Origin of the sequence: Paracoccus mangrovi, assembly GCF_042648425.1 — a bacterium.
GTDB classification, from domain to species: Bacteria; Pseudomonadota; Alphaproteobacteria; order Rhodobacterales; family Rhodobacteraceae; genus Paracoccus; species Paracoccus mangrovi.
In genome coordinates this window covers 17,609-34,796 of sequence record NZ_JBHRXJ010000024.1, presented here as the reverse complement: position 1 = coordinate 34,796, position 17,188 = coordinate 17,609, and the positions used below count along the sequence as shown (strand labels likewise).

General features: G+C 66.6%; 21 protein-coding genes and 1 pseudogene. 14 read left to right on the top strand and 8 right to left on the bottom strand.

Annotated features, from left to right (window positions below; all coding sequences use genetic code 11):
* Positions 1-97 precede the first annotated feature (97 nt).
* From ACFOMH_RS19690 to ACFOMH_RS19680, 3 genes and pseudogenes are all read right to left on the bottom strand, one after another.
* A pseudogene (locus ACFOMH_RS19690) lies at positions 98-1,828 on the bottom strand (DNA methyltransferase); the annotation flags it as partial.
* Complete coding sequence (locus ACFOMH_RS19685; RefSeq protein WP_377746596.1) at positions 1,829-2,248, bottom strand: type II toxin-antitoxin system VapC family toxin; 420 nt, start codon at positions 2,246-2,248, stop codon at positions 1,829-1,831.
* Positions 2,245-2,490 (bottom strand): FitA-like ribbon-helix-helix domain-containing protein, encoded by a 246-nt coding sequence (locus ACFOMH_RS19680; RefSeq protein WP_377746594.1) that lies wholly within the window; start codon positions 2,488-2,490, stop codon positions 2,245-2,247. Before ACFOMH_RS19680 ends, ACFOMH_RS19685 begins: the two co-directional genes overlap by 4 nt.
* Before the next feature lie 212 nt (positions 2,491-2,702).
* Here ACFOMH_RS19680 and ACFOMH_RS19675 point away from each other — a divergent pair, with 212 nt between their 5' ends.
* A complete protein-coding gene (locus ACFOMH_RS19675; RefSeq protein WP_377746593.1) occupies positions 2,703-3,998 on the top strand; it encodes a tyrosine-type recombinase/integrase in 1,296 nt (431 codons plus the stop codon).
* Here the strand turns inward: ACFOMH_RS19675 and ACFOMH_RS19670 are convergent.
* Positions 3,961-4,551: a hypothetical protein gene (locus tag ACFOMH_RS19670; RefSeq protein WP_377746592.1), complete on the bottom strand. Its 591-nt coding sequence runs from the start codon at positions 4,549-4,551 to the stop codon at positions 3,961-3,963. The two genes, ACFOMH_RS19675 and ACFOMH_RS19670, sit on opposite strands and share 38 nt — an antisense overlap.
* Positions 4,552-4,843: 292 nt before the next feature.
* Here ACFOMH_RS19670 and ACFOMH_RS19665 point away from each other — a divergent pair, with 292 nt between their 5' ends.
* From ACFOMH_RS19665 to ACFOMH_RS19625, 9 genes are all read left to right on the top strand, one after another.
* Positions 4,844-5,107, top strand: a complete 264-nt coding sequence (locus tag ACFOMH_RS19665) for a helix-turn-helix transcriptional regulator (protein ID WP_377746591.1) — start codon at positions 4,844-4,846, stop codon at positions 5,105-5,107.
* Positions 5,104-5,310 (top strand): hypothetical protein, encoded by a 207-nt coding sequence (locus ACFOMH_RS19660; RefSeq protein ID WP_074969934.1) that lies wholly within the window; start codon positions 5,104-5,106, stop codon positions 5,308-5,310. The genes ACFOMH_RS19665 and ACFOMH_RS19660 overlap by 4 nt, the downstream gene beginning before the upstream one ends.
* Positions 5,307-6,194: a helix-turn-helix domain-containing protein gene (locus ACFOMH_RS19655; RefSeq protein WP_377746590.1), complete on the top strand. Its 888-nt coding sequence runs from the start codon at positions 5,307-5,309 to the stop codon at positions 6,192-6,194. The genes ACFOMH_RS19660 and ACFOMH_RS19655 overlap by 4 nt, the downstream gene beginning before the upstream one ends.
* The gene (locus ACFOMH_RS19650; RefSeq protein WP_377746588.1) at positions 6,191-6,679 is read left to right on the top strand and encodes a DUF6362 family protein; all 489 of its coding nucleotides are present in this window, start codon (positions 6,191-6,193) and stop codon (positions 6,677-6,679) included. The genes ACFOMH_RS19655 and ACFOMH_RS19650 overlap by 4 nt, the downstream gene beginning before the upstream one ends.
* A 327-nt stretch (positions 6,680-7,006) precedes the next feature.
* Complete coding sequence (locus ACFOMH_RS19645; protein WP_377746600.1) at positions 7,007-8,314, top strand: site-specific DNA-methyltransferase; 1,308 nt, start codon at positions 7,007-7,009, stop codon at positions 8,312-8,314.
* Positions 8,315-8,318: 4 nt separating this feature from the next.
* On the top strand, positions 8,319-9,311 hold the full coding sequence (locus ACFOMH_RS19640) for a DNA cytosine methyltransferase (RefSeq protein WP_377746587.1): 993 nt from the start codon (positions 8,319-8,321) through the stop codon (positions 9,309-9,311).
* Between the two features lie 21 nt (positions 9,312-9,332).
* Positions 9,333-9,503 (top strand): hypothetical protein, encoded by a 171-nt coding sequence (locus ACFOMH_RS19635; protein ID WP_377746585.1) that lies wholly within the window; start codon positions 9,333-9,335, stop codon positions 9,501-9,503.
* The gene (locus ACFOMH_RS19630) at positions 9,503-10,861 is read left to right on the top strand and encodes a site-specific DNA-methyltransferase (RefSeq protein WP_377746584.1); all 1,359 of its coding nucleotides are present in this window, start codon (positions 9,503-9,505) and stop codon (positions 10,859-10,861) included. Before ACFOMH_RS19635 ends, ACFOMH_RS19630 begins: the two co-directional genes overlap by 1 nt.
* On the top strand, positions 10,858-11,082 hold the full coding sequence (locus ACFOMH_RS19625) for a DUF7220 family protein (RefSeq protein WP_205296515.1): 225 nt from the start codon (positions 10,858-10,860) through the stop codon (positions 11,080-11,082). Before ACFOMH_RS19630 ends, ACFOMH_RS19625 begins: the two co-directional genes overlap by 4 nt.
* A gap of 62 nt (positions 11,083-11,144) precedes the next feature.
* On the opposite strand, the gene ACFOMH_RS19620 is transcribed toward ACFOMH_RS19625, so the two are convergent.
* From ACFOMH_RS19620 to ACFOMH_RS19605, 4 genes are read right to left on the bottom strand one after another with little or no spacing between them, the layout of a single operon-like run.
* Positions 11,145-11,474: a hypothetical protein gene (locus tag ACFOMH_RS19620; protein WP_377746583.1), complete on the bottom strand. Its 330-nt coding sequence runs from the start codon at positions 11,472-11,474 to the stop codon at positions 11,145-11,147.
* Between the two features lie 39 nt (positions 11,475-11,513).
* Complete coding sequence (locus ACFOMH_RS19615) at positions 11,514-12,080, bottom strand: DUF3489 domain-containing protein (RefSeq protein ID WP_377746581.1); 567 nt, start codon at positions 12,078-12,080, stop codon at positions 11,514-11,516.
* Positions 12,077-12,304, bottom strand: a complete 228-nt coding sequence (locus tag ACFOMH_RS19610; RefSeq protein WP_374635336.1) for a hypothetical protein — start codon at positions 12,302-12,304, stop codon at positions 12,077-12,079. Before ACFOMH_RS19610 ends, ACFOMH_RS19615 begins: the two co-directional genes overlap by 4 nt.
* A 22-nt stretch (positions 12,305-12,326) precedes the next feature.
* Positions 12,327-12,548 (bottom strand): hypothetical protein, encoded by a 222-nt coding sequence (locus ACFOMH_RS19605; protein WP_374635337.1) that lies wholly within the window; start codon positions 12,546-12,548, stop codon positions 12,327-12,329.
* Between the two features lie 152 nt (positions 12,549-12,700).
* Here ACFOMH_RS19605 and ACFOMH_RS19600 point away from each other — a divergent pair, with 152 nt between their 5' ends.
* From ACFOMH_RS19600 to ACFOMH_RS19585, 4 genes are all read left to right on the top strand, one after another.
* On the top strand, positions 12,701-13,300 hold the full coding sequence (locus ACFOMH_RS19600; protein WP_331716674.1) for an elements of external origin: 600 nt from the start codon (positions 12,701-12,703) through the stop codon (positions 13,298-13,300).
* A 101-nt stretch (positions 13,301-13,401) separates the two neighbouring features.
* A complete protein-coding gene (locus ACFOMH_RS19595; RefSeq protein WP_449301463.1) occupies positions 13,402-15,447 on the top strand; it encodes a phage terminase large subunit family protein in 2,046 nt (681 codons plus the stop codon).
* Positions 15,447-15,650 carry a phage head-tail joining protein gene (locus tag ACFOMH_RS19590; protein ID WP_377746578.1) on the top strand — a complete coding sequence of 68 codons (204 nt, stop codon included), beginning with the start codon at positions 15,447-15,449 and terminating at the stop codon, positions 15,648-15,650. Before ACFOMH_RS19595 ends, ACFOMH_RS19590 begins: the two co-directional genes overlap by 1 nt.
* Before the next feature lie 2 nt (positions 15,651-15,652).
* Positions 15,653-17,182: a phage portal protein gene (locus tag ACFOMH_RS19585; protein WP_377746576.1), complete on the top strand. Its 1,530-nt coding sequence runs from the start codon at positions 15,653-15,655 to the stop codon at positions 17,180-17,182.
* Positions 17,183-17,188: the final 6 nt, after the last annotated feature.

The window sequence follows — 17,188 nt, the reverse complement described above, 5'->3', positions numbered from 1 at the left end:
ATGCAGACTCCATGGAGAAACTCCGTCCCAACAATCATCGCGGTCCAATGAACCGATCAGAATGCCGCGCGGAAGGTGGGGGGCAGAGAACGCTTACTTTGAAGCTGGTATGAGCAAAAGCGATCTCCTGCCCAAGCCCGAATATCAGGGGCCATAGTATTGGAACCTGCTCCCCCTGACAAATGGAGTTGGTGGACACGAAGGCGGCGGCGGATGGTGTATGCTGTCCGTAATCAGCGGCCTTGAGGAACCAGCCTGCCACATAATCCAGCGATTTCCAGCCCTTCGTCCGACCATCAAAAATTGCCGCTAAATCTGACTTTTGTTCGGCAGATTGCCAAGTAAAGCCCAGATAGGGCGGGTTCCCGCAGATATACGTCTCTCCACCTTCATTCTCGAAATCAATCTCGGCCTGATCCAGTGGGGTGCCGAACAGATCATCCCCGCGCAGCTTCACACCCGTTCCGGTCGGCGGGCAGATCGACAGCCAGTCCAGCCGCAGCGCATTGCCGCAGGTGATCCAGTTCTTGCTGTCCAGCGGAAGGAAATCCCGCGTCGCCTCTCGCTGGCCCCGGTGCAGCACATCGCATTGATATTCCGCGATGATCAGCGCCAGCCTAGCGATGGTGGCGGGGAAATCCTTCAACTCGATGCCACGGAAATTGGTCAGGGTGATCTCGGACCGCCGGTCGGCCTCGCCCCGCCGGCGGTTGATCTCTGCCTCGATCGCCCGCAACTCCTTATAGGCAATGACAAGGAAGTTGCCCGACCCACAGGCCGGATCGAACACCCTGATCCGCGCCATGCGGTTGCGCAGGTTCAGCAGCTTGCGGCTGTTGTCGCCCGCCTCCTCCAGCGCCGTGCGCAGGTCATCCAGAAACAGCGGGTTCAGCACCTTCAGGATGTTCGGCACCGAGGTGTAGTGCATGCCAAGCGCGCCGCGTTCACCCTCATCCGCGACAGCCTGGATCATCGACCCGAAAATGTCCGGGTTCACCTGCGTCCAATCCAGCCCGCCGATGGTCAGCAGGTAGGACCGGGCAATCTTGCTGAAACGCGGCGCCTCGGTGGTCCCGGAAAACAGTTCGCCATTCACATAGGGGAATGGCTCGGCCCAGCGGGGAATGCCCTCGGCCGCGCGATCCTCGGGCCTGGTGTTCATCGCCCGGAACAGGGTGCCGATCACCTCATGGGTATTGGAACTGTCGCGCGCGCTCATCGTCTCGATGGTGCGGGTGAAGATGGTTTCCTGCGCGAAGATGCCGGTATCCTCGGCAAAGAAGCAGAAGATCAGCCGGGCCATGAACTGGTTCATCTGATGGCGGCGCGCGGCGGTGCCCCAGTCGGGGTTGTCCCGCAGCAGTTCGATATAAAGCCGGTTCAGACGGCCGGTCGCCTTGATGTCAAAGGCGTTTTCACAGATGGCGCGGACGGTAGTAATGCCCGCCAGCGGCAGGAAGAAACCGAAATGGTTGGCGAAATCGGCATAGGGGCAGATGATGGCCTCGCCCGAGGTCAGGTCTTCGGCCTGAAACTCGACCCCATCGGTGGCAAGGATGAACCTGGCCTTGGCGCGCGTGGTGGCGGGGCTTTCGCGCAAGTCGCGGAGGGTGGCGGTGGCCTGACCCTCGGCGCAGGTCTTGATGTGGATATTGCTGGTTTGCAGCACGCCGCCGATGTCGGATTTGTTGGAACTGCCCGCCCGCAGGCGCTTGATCGTGGTTTCCTTGTTTCCGAAGGCCAGCAGGAAGGCATAGGGAAATTCGGCCGCCTCAAAAGGCTGTTCGGCAAGGTTGGAAATGGCTTCTTCAATCTCGACGGCGTTCATTCAGGCGGTCCACGGGTTGATCAATCTGACGCCGCAATCGGTGAAATCCGGCGTGTTGCGGGTGGCGACCGTCGCGCCCACCGCCTGCGCGATGGCAGCGATCTGGCAGTCGGCATGGGCGATCGGGCGGCCCATGGCGCGGCGGGCGACGGCGATGACGGCGAAGGCCTCGGCCGCCGGGCTGTCGAAGGGCAGGATGCGGCCGGCGAAGTCCTCGCGGATGATCTGGTCGATCATCTCGGCCAAGCCGTCGCGGCGCTTGCCCGCGGGCAGGATCGCAACGCCGTGGCGCAGCTCGGCCTCGGTGATGGCCGTCAGGCAGACGGTGGCGCCGTCCTGCGCCGCAAGCCAGTCCACGACGCGCGGCTCCGGGGCCGGGCGCAGGATTTCGGACAGGACATTGGTATCCAGGATGATCATTGATCGAAGCTGGGCGGGGCGCGCATCGCATCGCGGGCGGGGATATCCAGATCGACGCCGCCGGTTTTGGCGACTCGGGCGCGCAGGCTATGGGCCAGGTTCAGCGGCGGGCGGGTGTCGCCGACCACATCGCGCAGGATTTCACGGGCCTCTTCCTCCATCGATCGGCCATGCTCGGCCGCACGCACCCGCAGGCGGCGCTTGATGTCGTCATCGAGATTTCGGATCGTAATGCTCGCCATGCGCCTGCCCCGGTTTCCATCTGAGAGAGAATAGGCGGCGATTGCAGTGCAATCAACACCTGCCGCCCCCGAAAACGCCCCCCTTCCGCCCGACCGGCGCGGATTGTGCCCTTCCGGCGCCGGTCTGCGCCTGTCTTCCGGTCTGCGAATCATGTCGTTGATAAGCCGGCGCTTCTACGCCTGTGTCGGAGCGGAAAACGGAGTGCAGGGCATTGCGAAACCGAGAAAGACTGACGGAAAAACTGGTCCGGGCGGGTGAGCCGCGCCCGAAGGCATGGCAGATTTTCGACACGGACGTGCTGGGGCTGTCGATCTGCATCTACCCATCGGGCGGGCGCAGCTTCATGTTCGATTATCGCGCTGCGGGGCGGCAGCGGCGGCTGACAATCGGGCGCTGGCCGGAATGGAACGTCACCGCCGCGCGCGAGCGCGCCAAGGCGCTGCGCCGCGATGTCGATGGCGGGCTGGATCCCCTCTCGGAGCGCGAAGAAATCCGCGAGGCGCCGCGCTTTCCCGACCTGGTGGCGCGCTACCTGCGCGAACATGCCGCGCATCTGGCGCCGCGCAATGCCGCCGATCAGGCATCCATGCTGCACAAGCTGATCATGCCGCATTGGAAGCACCGGCTGGTGGCCGAGATCGAGCCGGCGGATGTCGAGAAGGTGCTGAACCTGATCGCCGCGGGACGCTCCCGCCCGGCCAAGAAGAAACCGAAGGGCAAGCGGCGCACTCCGCTGAAGCCGCCAAAACCGACGCCGGTGCGCGCCAATCGCGCCGGTGAGATGCTGCGCAAGGTCTTCAACCTCGCCGTCCAGTGGAAGATGCGCCCCGACAATCCGGCCATGGGCTTTCGCCGCCGCGTCGAGACCGAGCGCGAGCGTTTTCTCGACATGGAGGAGATCGCGCGGCTGAGCGAGGCGCTGGGCAGCGCCGAGGACCAGCGCGCCGCCAGCATCATCCGCATGTGCATGTTGACCGGGGCGCGGCTGGGCGAGGTCCGAACCGCGCGCTTCGAGCATTTCGATCTGGAGCGCAACACATGGGTGAAGCCCGCCGCCAATACCAAGCAGCGCCGCATTCACCGCGTGCCGATCTCGGCCGAGACAGCGGCCTTGGTGCGCACGCGGCTTTCCGCCGTGCCGGTCGGCTGCAACTGGCTGTTTCCGGGCGATGTCGAGGGCAAGGACCAGTCGGTGCAGGAGATTCGCCGCTTCTGGAAAGGCATTCAGGATCAGGCCGGGTTGCCCGGGGTGCGGGTTCACGATCTGCGCCACACCTTCGCCTCGCTGCTGGTCAGCGGCGGGGCCTCGCTGGAGATGATCGGCAAGCTCTTGGGCCATTCGCAATCCAGCACCACCATGCGTTATGCGCATCTGATGGATTCGCCCTTGCGCGCCGGGGTCGATGCGGTGGCCGACATGATGCGGATACGGCCGAGGCTCGTGCATTCCGCACCCTCGGCCGAGGAGGTCACGCCTCCGCGTGCAGCATCCGCAGGATCGGGCTGACCCGCTTGCGGACTGTGCTTTCGTCGGGTGCATCGCCATCCGTGCTGTTGGCAATGAACCAGTCCAGCATCTCGCCCACGAGATCGCCCTGTTTCTCGGGCAGGCCGCGCTGGAAGAGGCGCAGGATCAGGGCGCCATAAAAGCCTTCCCAATCATAGCTCTTGGTCGGGTTGGAGTTGACCCGGCGAAACACCCCGTGCTCCTCCTCGAAACGCGCCAGCGTGCCGGCCTGAATCAACAGATCATCGCGGGTGACCCGCAGCCCGGCATCGGGCAGCGGGATGTGTTTCCATTCGCTGCCGCCCGGCATGCGGGCGCGGCGGATCACCCCTTCGCGCGGGCCGGTCCCGCAGCGGCGAAACATCGCCAGAATATCGCCCGGCGCAATCACCACCAGGTCCGAGAGGATCTCGGCCCCAAAACGCGTGGGCGGGATCGCGACGGTGATCTCCAGCCGACCGGACATGGCCCATTCGGCGATATCGGCGATATGGCAGTTCCAGCGGGCAGCGGCTTCGGGCAGCGTGTAGATCACGCGGTTTGGCAGAGCCATCGTGTATTTCCTGAATTGTTGGCTTTTATGAAAGGCGTGCCTTTCAGGCCGATGCCTCTGACAGCTCCGCACGCATGGGTTGATTAGGCGCTTCCGCGCACCACCGCCGACCCGTCTCCTGCAGGCCGACATGCCGGTGCTGACAACGTTCCCCCCTGCCCCACGGAATGCCCGCAAACCCCATGAAACATGGGACCGGCGCAACTCCGGCGCTACCGGCGCCGGTCCGCGCCGCGCCGCCGGTCCCCCGCCTGTGCTCTCGCTTGCCCCACAACCACGGGGAAAGGACCGGATGATGACCGATCAGACCATGATCACCGCCGAGACCGGCGCAATCGCCCATGAAGGGCTGCTGGATGACTGGATGCCGCGCAAGGAACTGGCCGGCATCATCGGCATCAGCGCCGACACGCTGAAGCGCTGGGAGACCCGCCGCATCGGCCCGCCCTGCATCCGCATCGGGCGCAAGGTGCTCTATCGGCGCGGGGCGGTGCGCGACTGGCTGCTGGAGCAGGAGAGCCGCAAGACCGCCGGCCGCGGGAGGGCGGCACGATGAGCGGTGGCAGTGATGACCGGCGTCGCCCCGTCGCATGGGCCATCGTCTTCGCGTTCGCGCTCGGCATGCTCGTGCTTCTCGCCGGGCTGCTGATCTGGGCGCTGGTTGCGGCCGTGGACTGGGAGGCGGTGCTGCGCTTCATCGCGCCCACCGCCTTCGAGACCCGCGCCATCGAGGAAATCCTCGAGGGAGGCAGGCGATGAGTAATCTGATCTCGGCCTCGGTGCAGCGCCGCCTCGTGGGCTCGGCCACGCGCAAATCGGTGCTCACCTACATGGCCGACAAGGCCGCCGATGACGGCAGTGGCATCTGGACCTCGAAGGCCAATATCGCCCGCGATCTCGAACTGTCGCGACGCGCCGTGCAGCTGGCGATCCAGGAGCTGATCCGCGACGGGCTGGTCACCGAGACCGGCCAGCGCGACTGTAAGCACGGCTTCACGGTGGAATATTCCATCGTGATCGAGGCTGTGGATAACCTGCCCTCGACCCGTGAACCACGTTCACCCCGTGAATCTGATGCACGGGTAACCCGTGAACCAGGTTCACATGACCCCGTGAACCAGATTCACCCGAACCATCCTTATAAAGATACTACTACGCCCTCAGCCGAAGATGCGGCTGTGGATAACTTGGGTCCGCAGGCGCGCTGTCTTGCCATCGCCGGTCCCGGTCTCTGCCCGGCATCACGCGCCGCGATCACCGGGACCGCCGAGGTGATCGAGGGCTGGCTGCAGGAGGGCATCGACCTCGAGGCCGATATCCTGCCGGTGATCAGGGCGCGCACGCCCACCATCCGCATCAGCCCGATCCGGACCTGGGCCTATTTCACCGACGCGGTGCGGGCGGCCCATCGGCAGCGCCTGCGCCAGCCGGCAAGGCCGCAGGGCGCAGAGAAAGCCAGCGCCAACCCGCAGCTGTGCTTTTACGCCGACTGGGTGAACGCGGATCGCTACCTGCCGCCCAACGCCATCAGCAACAGCGTCGCGCTGGCCCTGCTGGAGGCCGGGCTGGCCAGCGCCGAGCGGCTGGCCCTGCGAGGTGTCCCCGTCCCTGTCCCCGTCCCGGCCCGAAAGGAGCAACGATGATCACCCCGCGCGAGATCGAGGACCGCTTCGAGGAAGCGGCGCTGACCCTGCAGCGTCTGCCGAACCCGCCTGGCTCCGGCGCGCGCGGCTATGGCCGCTCCTGGCCGGATTATGTCCATGAGGCCAGGCATGCCTATGGCTATGAGGAGGCGCGGATGCGGGTGATCCCCAACCCCCGCGAGATCCAGCGCATGGAGGAGGCGCTGGAATGGCTGGCGCTGATCGGCGGTGAGACTGAGCAGGCGATCATCGACAATCGCCGCATCGTCTGGATGCGGGCCGAGGGCCACCGCTGGAAGCAGATTTGCCGCGCCGTGGGCTGCGTGCGCTCCACCGCCTGGCGACGCTGGACGGCTGCGCTGGTCACCATCGCCAACCGCCTGAACAAACAGCGAAAAACCAGCCGCCGCCCGCACAGCGCCAAAACCAGCGGGGACGCGCGGGGCGCGAAGCGGGACGGCGAGGCCGCGAAGGGGCCGCCGTGAGGGCGCGAAAGGGTTGAACTTAGGGCGCGACAAAAGCAGGCGATACGGGCCATATTCATCCCATGATCGGGGCGAAAGCCGCCCTGCGGCCGCCTCCCCCCGGCCTTGGTTCCTCCGCAGCGGTAACGCTATGCGGGGGGCATGAGCGCGCTAGTCCTCTAGCGTCAAAGGATTTTTCTGGGTTTCCACCCGTCGGTTGCCACTTTGGGTTGCCACGGTTGCCGCCCCCTCCGCCGTCCCTCGGACATTCGCCTGTCCGTCACTTTGGACCCGCCTGCCCTGTCGCAGCGGGTCTTTTCTTTTGGAGTTCGCCCCTTGCAGATCGAGATGATGCCGGTCGGGCAGTTGGTGCCCTATGCGCGCAATGCCCGCACGCATTCGGACGACCAGGTCGCCCAGATCGCCGCCTCGATGGCCGAGTTCGGCTTCACCAACCCGATCCTGATCGGCGAGGACGGCGTGATCATCGCCGGCCACGGGCGGCTGATGGCGGCACAGCGGCTGGGGCTTTCCGAGGTGCCGGTGATCGTGCTGGCGCACCTGAACGCAGCGCAGCGCCGGGCGCTGGTTGTCGCGGACAACAAGATCGCGTTGAACGCTGGCTGGGACACCGAGATCCTGCTCGAACAGATCGAACTGATCCGCGCGGACGGGTTCGACATCGATCTGGTCGGCTTCTCGGATGACGAACTCGGCGAATTGCTCGCCGAAATCGAGGCACCGGAGACGGCCGGCGCTCTCGAGGGCGAGGATGACATCCCCGAGCCACCGGCCGAGCCGGTCACGCTCCCCGGCGATCTGTGGATCCTCGGCAACCATCGCCTGCTTTGCGGCGACAGCACCGTGGCGACGGATGTCGAGCGGGTGCTGGCCGGGGTGACGCCGCTTCTGATGGTCACCGATCCGCCCTATGGGGTCGAATATGATCCCTCCTGGCGCAACCAAACCGGCGCATCCGCCACGAAGCGCACCGGCAAGGTGCTCAACGACGACCGCGCGGACTGGCGCGAGGCATGGGCGCTGTTTCCGGGTGACGTCGCCTATGTCTGGCATGGCGCCCTGCATGCGACCACGGTCGCCGACAGCCTGATCGCCAGCGGCTTCAACATCCGCTCGCAGATCATCTGGGCCAAGGACCGGCTGATCCTCAGCCGCGGCGATTACCACTGGCAGCACGAGCCCTGTTGGTATGCCGTTCGCGCCAAGGGCAAGGGCCACTGGGCCGGCGACCGCAAGCAAACGACGCTCTGGCATATCAGCCACCGCGATCAGGACGCCGAGACCGTCCATGGCACGCAAAAGCCGGTCGAATGCATGCGCCGCCCGATCCTGAACAATTCCAGCCCCGGCCAGGCCATCTATGAGCCGTTCATGGGATCCGGCACCACGCTGATCGCCGCCGAGACCACCGGCCGCACCTGCCTCGGCATCGAGCTGAACCCGGTTTATGTCGATGTCGCGGTCGAGCGCTGGCAAAACCTGACCGGCGGTGTGGCCATGCTGGAGGGCGACGGCCGATCCTTCACCGAGATTGCCGGTGAACGGTCGGGCACCAATCCCGCCGCCCCCGCCGTGCAGGCCAGCGACCCCGTTTCCCAGCCGAAACCCGCGCGCAAGCGCAAGACCGCCGCGTGAGGCCATGCATGACCTGGTTGTATCTTCCTCCGGCCTGCCTGCCGGAACCGCAGACGCATGCCTCTTCGGCCTGTCGCTGTGTTCCGGCGCAGGCGGTCTCGACCTCGGGCTTGCCATCGCCTGCCCCCGATATCGAACTGTGGGTTACGTCGAGCGGGAGGCCTTCGCCGCGTCCGTTATCGTGGCGCGGATGGAAGACGCGGCCCTGGATCACGCGCCTCTCTGGGACGACATTGCCAGCTTCGACGGCCGCCCATGGCGCGGCGCGGTGGATATCGTCACTGCCGGATATCCGTGCCAGCCGTTCAGCGTGGCGGGCAAGCGCCGGGGCGCCGACGATCCCCGCCACCTCTGGCCCCATGTCGCCCGAATCATCGACGAGGTTGAGCCGCCCTTCGTCTTCCTCGAAAATGTCGCCCATCATCTCCGCCTCGGCTTCCCCGAAGTCGCCGCAGGACTGGTCGGCTTGGGCTACAGGCTTGCGGCAGGCCTCTTCACGGCGGCGGAAGTCGGTGCGCCCCATCGGCGCGAGCGGCTGTTCATCCTCGCCATCCGCGAAGGGGACGAGCTGGCCGACCCCGCGCGCCTGCTCCGGGATCCGCTCGAGCGGCGGCAACCGGACGGAAATGCTGCGCCTCTGGCCCACGCCGATGGCGACGGATGGATGCAAACCGAGCGCCGGCAACCGCCGGGCGGCCGATCTGACCCACGCGGGCGCCCTGTGGATGACGCCGACGGCACGCGACCACAAGGACGGGGCGACGAGCCTGGCGAACACGCCGGTCAATGGCCTGCTTGGCCGCCAGGTCCTTGTGACACCGATGGCTGGCGAGACTTTCTGCGACACGCCCCGGACATTGAACCCGCTATTCGTCGAGGCGCTGATGGGCTGGCCCACCGGGTGGACCGGCTTCGCCTCTGTGGCAACGGCGTGGTGCCCCTGGCTGCAGCGTATGCGCTCAGAACTCTCGCAGCTCAGCTGCTGGCCGATGGGTGAGGCCGCGTGATGCAAACCAGGATGATGATGCCGGCAGAGCAGATCGGCGGGGTGACGTTTCCCGAATGGGATGCGTCACAATGGGCGCAAGAGTTCGCTGCGACGGACTGGAAGAAGGTTACCGCGGACATGAAGCCGATCATCGACCGTTTGAAGGCGATGGGCGCCCTCGAGCCGGATTTCGAACTGTGATGCAGGTTGAGCTGATCGCGGTCGACAACCTGACCCCCTACGCCCGCAATGCCCGCACCCATTCGCCGGATCAGATCGCCCAGATCGCCGCCTCGATTGCAGAGTTCGGCTTCACCAACCCGATCCTGATCGGTGAGGACAGCGTGATCATCGCCGGTCACGGGCGGCTGATGGCCGCGCAGCGCCTCGGGCTGGCCGAGGTGCCGGTGATCCGGCTGGCGCATCTGAGCGCGATTCAGCGGCGGGCACTGGTCATTGCCGACAACCGCATCGCCGAGAACGCGGGTTGGGATGAGGAACTGTTGCGATCCGAGCTGACAGAGCTGCAGGGGCTGGATTTCGACCTCGATCTGGTCGGATTCTCGGATGACGAGCTGGCCGATCTGCTCGGAGACGCCGAGGCATCGGGTTTCGGCGCCGTTCCGGAAGAAGAAGAGGACGGCATCCCTGACCTGCCAGAGGATCCTGTCACTCGCCCCGGCGATATCTGGATCCTTGGCGATCACCGGCTGTTGTGCGGCGACAGCACGGATGCGGCGGCGGTCGCGCGGCTGATGGACGGGCAGCGCGCCACGCTCCTCTTCACCTCGCCGCCTTATGGCCAGCAGCGCGATTACGGCGCGGCGAAGGAGAAGGTCAGCGATTGGGACCGGCTGATGCAGGGCGTGTTCGCGGCGGCGCCGGTGAGCGAGGATGCGCAGCTGCTGGTCAATCTCGGGCTGGTGCATCGCGACAGCGAATGGATGCCCTATTGGGACGCATGGATCCAGTGGATGCGGACGCAGGGCTGGCGCCGCTTCGGCTGGTATGTCTGGGATCAGGGGCCCGGCCTGCCCGGCGACTGGAACGGGCGCTATGCCCCGGCGCATGAGTTCGTCTTCCATTTCAATCGGGTGCCACGGCGGCCGAACAAGACGGTGGAGAGCAAGCATGCCGGCGAGGTGCTGGGCGGCGGCGGGTTGCGCGCGGCCGATGGCACGGTGAGCGCCAAGCACGGCGCCGGCAACGCGATCCAAAGCCACCGCATCCCCGACAGCGTGATCCGGGTGATGCGCCACAAGGGCGCTATTGCCGGCGGCGCGCATCCGGCGGTGTTCCCGGTCAGGCTTGCCGAGGAGATGATCGCCGCCTGGAGCGATCCGGGCGATCTGCTCTATGAGCCGTTCACCGGCTCCGGGTCGCAACTGATCGCGGCGACGAACCTCGGGCGCATCTGTTTCGGGATGGAACTGGACCCGGCCTATTGCGACGTCGCGGTGCGGCGCTGGCAGCTGATGACGGGCGAGACCGCCACCCATGCAGAGACCGGCGCGAGCTTCGAGGCAGAGACTGCGACGCGCAAGGCGCTGGCGGCATGAAACAGTCGCGCGCGATGTCGATGGTCGAGGCTATCGCCAACGTTGCCGTCGGCTTCTGGGTCGCGGTCACAGTGCAGGCGCTGGTGTTTCCGCTGTTCGGGTTTCACGCCGCACCGGCACAGCATCTCGCCATCGGCGCCATCTTCACCGGCGTATCGCTGATCCGCTCCTTCGCCCTGCGGCGGCTGTTCGAGGCGATCCGCCAACAGGCAGTGCGATGAGGATCGGCGCATTCCCCCGACCCGCATCCGGTTTGCGACCATATGACAGACGATGGCCTGTGTCAGTCCATGGGCGAGCTCAGGGCACTGATGGCGTCCTGTTCCGCCTGATGGCGCTGGGCGGCGTCAGGCGGATCGCGCCGCGCGGCAAGAATCGCCACGAACAGCGCCCGGCAGGCGGCTGCCAGTTCATCGGCCCCTGCTGCGTCGAGATCGACATCATGGATGGCGCGGGCCTCGCCCAGATCGGTGATGCCATAAATGGTGGCGAACTCGGCCTCCGCCGGTGCGCAGGTGGCGATGAATGCCTCATCGGCGCCCGCTTCCGCATCGTTGCGGCAGAACCGGATGTCGATGCTCTCAACGCATTCGCGCCGGGCGAATTCGCCCAAGGTCTCGTGCTCCGGCAGGCAATTGAAGGAAATCATGGCTCAGCCCTCCGTGGCGATGCGGTAAACGGTCCCGCGTCCGTCGATTCTCTCTGCGGCAATGGTCAGCCCGAGCCGCTTTTTCAGGGCCCCGGAAATGGCGCCGCGCACAGTGTGGGGTTGCCACGAAAGGGCGGCCGCCGCCTCTGCAACACTCGCGCCCTCGGGTCGCTGCAGCAGCGCGATCAACGCCGCCTGTTTGGTGCCGGCGCGGGTGGTCGCGGGCATTTGGGCCTCGGGCGCAGCCGCAGCGGCCGCTTCCCGCTCCATCCGCCCGCGCCTTGCCCCGGCGATGGCGCCTGCCACCAGCGGCTCGATGCCGACGGCGGCAAGCCCGGCCTCGGTGGCAAGCAGCGTGGTGCCATGACCATCGCCGGTCTCGCGCCAGAGCGGCTCGCTGCGGCGAATATTGGCCTCGACCTCCTCGACGAGGCCCTTGGCGAGCAGCGCCTCCACCACCTTGGCGGCGGCACCGCCGCGCAGGCCGTCAGGCAAGGGAAGCGCCAGATTGCCGGGGCGCGCGGCCGCGCGGCTGAGGATTAGGCTCTGGGTTTCGGTGAGGATGGTCACTCTGCATGCTCCCCTTCGCCAAAAGCGCTGTCGGTGATCTGGCGCAGCAGGCTGGCATAATGCTCCAGCGTGCCGACATGGCCCCAGTTCACCGCGTCGGGGCTGGCGTTGAAATGATCGTCGCTCAGCGCGGCGAGGCGGGCGAGCATGGTGTCGATCTCGGCTTTCTTGCCGAGAAAGGCGGTGAGCGCGGCATCACGGTTGCTGCGGGGGGTGATGGTCATGGCGCGGGCCTCCTTATCTCGCTCAGATCAGGCCGAGATCGGCCAGCACGGTGGCGGCTGCGGCGAGTCCGCGGGTCGGGAGTTCGATCTTCAGATGCGAGATGACATCCGAGGCATCGGCGTTGATGCCGCTGTCGCGCAGCCGGGCCTCGATCACTTCGGCAACCGCATCCTTGCGGCTGTGGTCGAAGCCGGCGGGCAGGCTGGCATAGTCGATCCTGATGGTGGTGATGGCCATGGTCATGGGGGCTCTCCGGCGTCTGAATTGCATCGTTTTCGTGCCATCAGAATCGCTCACCACAGGCCGGAAGTGTAGCATAATCGCAGCAATATCATTGCTTTATATAATCGTCCCGGCTGCTCGGGCACGAGCACGAAGGGTCACGCGGAATGGGCATGTCGCGCCGTCAATATGCGGCGCATCGCGGCGTCAGCCACACGGCGGTGGGCAAGGCAATCTCTTCGGGGCGCATCAGTCTTGAGGCCGATGGCAGCATCGATCCGGTGACGGCCGACCGGCAATGGGACGCGCAGACCGACCCGGCCAAGCAGCGCGGCGCGCATGCGCGGGCGCTGGGGACCGCCACGGCGGCCGGCACCGCCCGCGCCAGCGCCGCGACCAGGCCGGTGCCGCGGGCCGCCATCGAGTCGGTCGGCGAGACCCTGCGCGAGGCCGGCGCCGATCCCGATCCCGGCGCGGGCGGCGAGGTGTCGTTCCTGCGTGCGCGGATGGCCAATGAGGTGCTGAAGGCGCAGACCGCCAAGGTCAAGCTCGCCAGGATGAAGGGCGAGTTGGTCGACCGGGCGCGCACCACCACCATGGTCTTCGATCTGGCCCGGCGCGAACGCGACGCCTGGCAGAACTGGCCGGCCCGTGTGGCCGCCAACATGGCCGCCGATCTGGGCGTCGATGCCCATCGGATGGAGCAGGTTCTGGACAATTACCTGCGCCAGCACCTGGCCGATCTTGCGGAGGTGAAGATTGACTTACGATGAATGGCGCGCCGAGGCGCGGCGTCGGCAGGCGTTCGGCCTGCTGATCGACGGGACAATGATACGGCTCAGGGCGAGGAAGGCCCGCGAGCAACGCGATGCGGATGAGGAAGGGGCCGGGGCGGTTCTCTGCGCGATCCGGCAGGCGCGAGGGGAGACGATCCGTGGCGCTGGCTGATTTCGGGGGCGCCGAGGATATCCGCAATGCCTGGCTGGCCGGTCTGGCGCCGGACCCGGCGCTGACGGTCAGCCAATGGGCGGATCGGCACCGGATCCTGTCCTCGCGCGCGGCAAGCGAGGCCGGTCCCTATCGCACCGCGCGCACGCCCTTCATGCGCGGGATCATGGATGCGCTGTCGCCGGCCAGTCCGGCGCGACGGGTGGTGTTCCAGAAGGCCGCGCAGGTGGGCGCGACCGAAGGCGGCAACAACTGGGTCGGCTTCTGCATCCACCGGGCGCCGGGGCCGTTTCTGGCGGTCCAGCCGACCGTCGATCTGGCCAAGCGCCTGTCGCAGCAGCGCATCGACCCGCTGATCGAGGAAAGCCCGGAACTGCGGGCGCTGGTGATGCCGTCGCGGTCCAAGGACAGCGGCAATACCATTCTCGGCAAGCGGTTTCCGGGTGGGCAGTTGATCCTGACCGGCGCGAACAGCGCCGTCGGCCTGCGCTCGATGCCGGCGCGCTGGGTGTTTCTCGATGAGGTGGATGCCTATCCGGGCGATCTCGATGGCGAGGGCGATCCCATCGCGCTGGCCGAGGCGCGCACGATCAGCTTCGGGCATCGAAGCAAGCTGTTTCTGGCCTCGACCCCGACCGTGAAGGGCCTCTCGCGCATCGAGCGGGAATACGAGCTGTCGGATCAGCAGCGATACCATGTTCCCTGTCCGCATTGCGGCGCCCTGCAATGGCTGAAGTTCGAACGCCTGCGCTGGCAGCCGGGCCGCCCGGAAACCGCGCGTTATGTCTGCGAGCATTGCGAGGAACCGATCTCGGAGCGCCACAAGACCGAGATGATGGACGAGGCGAATGGCGCGACATGGCTGCCGACCGCCGAGCCGGAGATGCTGGAGCGGGCGCGGGCGGCGGGGATCGTCGGGTTTCATATCAGCGGCCTTTATTCGCCGCTGGGCTGGCTGAGCTGGTCCAAGATCGCGCAGGATTGGGAGCAGGCGGTTGGCAACGAGGCCGCGCTGAAGACCCTGAAGAACACCGTGCTGGGCGAGACCTGGCAGGAACGCGGCGAGGCCCCGGACTGGCAGCGCCTCTACGAGCGGCGCGAGGATTGGCATCTGGGCGAGGTGCCGGAAGGCGCGCTGATCCTGACCGCCGGCGCGGACGTGCAGCGCGACCGCATCGAGATCGACGTCTGGGGCTGGGGCGAGAACCTCGAGTCCTGGCTGGTCGATCACATCGTTCTGGAAGGCGACACGGCGCGAGAAGAGGTCTGGGACGATCTGACCGGGTTTCTGGCCGAGACCTGGCCCCATGCCGGCGGCGCGCGCATGGCGTTGGCGCGGCTGGCGATCGACACCGGCGACGGCGCGACCACCGATGCGGTCTATGGCTGGTGCCGGAAGATGGGCCACGGCCAGGTAATCGCGATCAAGGGCGTCGGCGGGTTTGACCGCTCCACCCCGGTGGACGGCCCGAGCTATGTCGATGTGACCGAGGGCGGGCGCAAGTTCCGGCGCGGGGTGCGGCTCTGGAAGGTCGCCGGCGCGGTGTTCAAGACCGAGACCTATCGCTTCCTGCGCCTCGCGGCTCCGACCGACGAGGACATTACGGACAAAGCCGGCTGGCCAGCCGGCTTTGTCCACATCCCGAAAGGGACCACGGCGGAATGGACCAAGCAGCTGACCGCCGAGCAGTTGATGACCATCAAGACCCGCCAGGGCTTCCAGAAGCTGGAATGGCAGCAGACCCGCGACCGCAACGAGGCGCTGGACTGCCGGGTCTATGCCCGCGCCTGCGCCTGGCTGATGGGCATGGACCGCTGGGACGGCGCCAAATGGGACGATCTGCGCGCGCAGCTCATGCCCGGCACGAGTGATGCGCGCCCGGCCGGGCAACCGCATCGTCAACCGTTGAAACCGCCGCCGCCCCGCCCGTCGGGCTGGCTGGGCAAGAGACAAAGAGGAAGCTGGTTCTGATGGCCTGGACCGAGAGTGAACTTGACGCGCTGCGCCGGGCCTATGCCTCGGGCACCCTGCGCGTCAGCTATGACGGAAAGACCCTTGAATACGGCTCGGCCGCCGATCTGCTGAGCCGCATCCGCACCATCGAGGGCGAGATGTCGGCCGGCGCTGGGCGACCGCTGCCGGTGGCGGGCTTTGCCGGCTTCTGTAGGGGCTGACCATGGCAGGACCGAAGGAGATCACCCCGGACGTGCGCTGGGGGTTGATGGATGCCGCCTTGTCGGTGGTTTCGCCACGCTCGGCCGCCCGGCGCTATGCCGCGCGGGTGGCGATTTCAAACCTGCGCCGCGGATATGAGGCCGCCTCAAGGGGGCGCGGAACGGCGGGCTGGAAAGCCGGTGGCACGGCGGCGGATGCGGAAATCGCCGCGGCCGGGGCCACGCTGCGCGACCGCATGCGCGATCTGGTGCGCAACAACCCCATCGCCGCGCAGGCGGTGCAGGTGCTGGTCAACAATATCGTCGGCACCGGCATCCGCCCCCGCGCCGCGACCGCCGATCCGGCCCTGAACAGGCAGGTCGACGATCTGTGGCGGCGCTGGGCCTCCCGTTGCGACGATCATGGACATACGGATTTTCATGGGGTTCTTTGCCTCGCCGTGCGCGAGATGATCGAGGGCGGCGAGGTCTTCGCGGTGGCCCGCTATCGTCGTGGCGCGCACGCGCGCGATCTGCGTCTGCGCATCGAGCTGCGCGAGGCCGATCACCTCGACGGCGCGCGCTTCGACAACCGCGCCGATGGAACCCGGATCAGCCAGGGGATCGAGACCGACCGGGATGGCCGGCGCATCGCCTACTGGATGTTTCCGGACCATCCCGGCCACAACGACCCCATTGTCAACCACCGCCTGGAATCGGTGCGCCTCAGGGCGCAGGACGTGGCGCATCTGTTCGAACGCCAGCGGGTCCAAAGCCGGGGCGTGCCATGGGGCACCCCGGCCATGCGGGCGATCCGCGACGTGGATGACTGGCAGACCGCGGAACTGGTGCGCAAGAAAACCGAAGCCTGTCTGGTCGGCATCGTCTTCGGTGCCGATGAGGATCAGCAATCCATCGCCCCGGTGATCGAGGACGGGATGGGCAACCGGGTCGAGCAGTTCGAGCCGGGCCTGATCGCCTATGCCCGCGGCGGCAAGGACATCAAGTTCAACCAACCGGCCTCGACGGCTGGCGTCTATGAATGGCACCGGACCCAGCTTCACATCATCGCCGCCGGCTTCCGGGTACCCTATGCGATGATGACCGGTGATCTGTCGCAGGCCAACTTCTCGTCCACCCGTGCGGGCCTGAACGAATTCCGCCGCATGGTCGAGCAGATCCAGTGGCAGACCGTGATCCCGATGTTCTGCGAGCCGATCTGGCGCTGGTTCATCAAGGAGGCACAGTCGCAGGGCCTGCTGCCGGATGGCGTCGAGATTCTTGCGGAATGGGGGCCGCCGAAGTTCGAGAGTGTCAATCCGCTGCAGGACGTGCAGGCCGATCTGCTGGAGGTGCGCGCCGGCTTCTCGACCCTGCCGCAGCAGATCGCGCGGCGGGGATATGACCCTGAGGAAATCCTCAGCGAATGGGCCGATTTCGCCAGGAAGGCCGATGCCGCTGGCCTCGTCTTCGACAGCGACCCGCGCAAGGTCAGCAAGGCTGGCCTTGTCCAGACCACAGATCCGACCGCGCCGCCGAGCGGCGATAACTAACGGAGA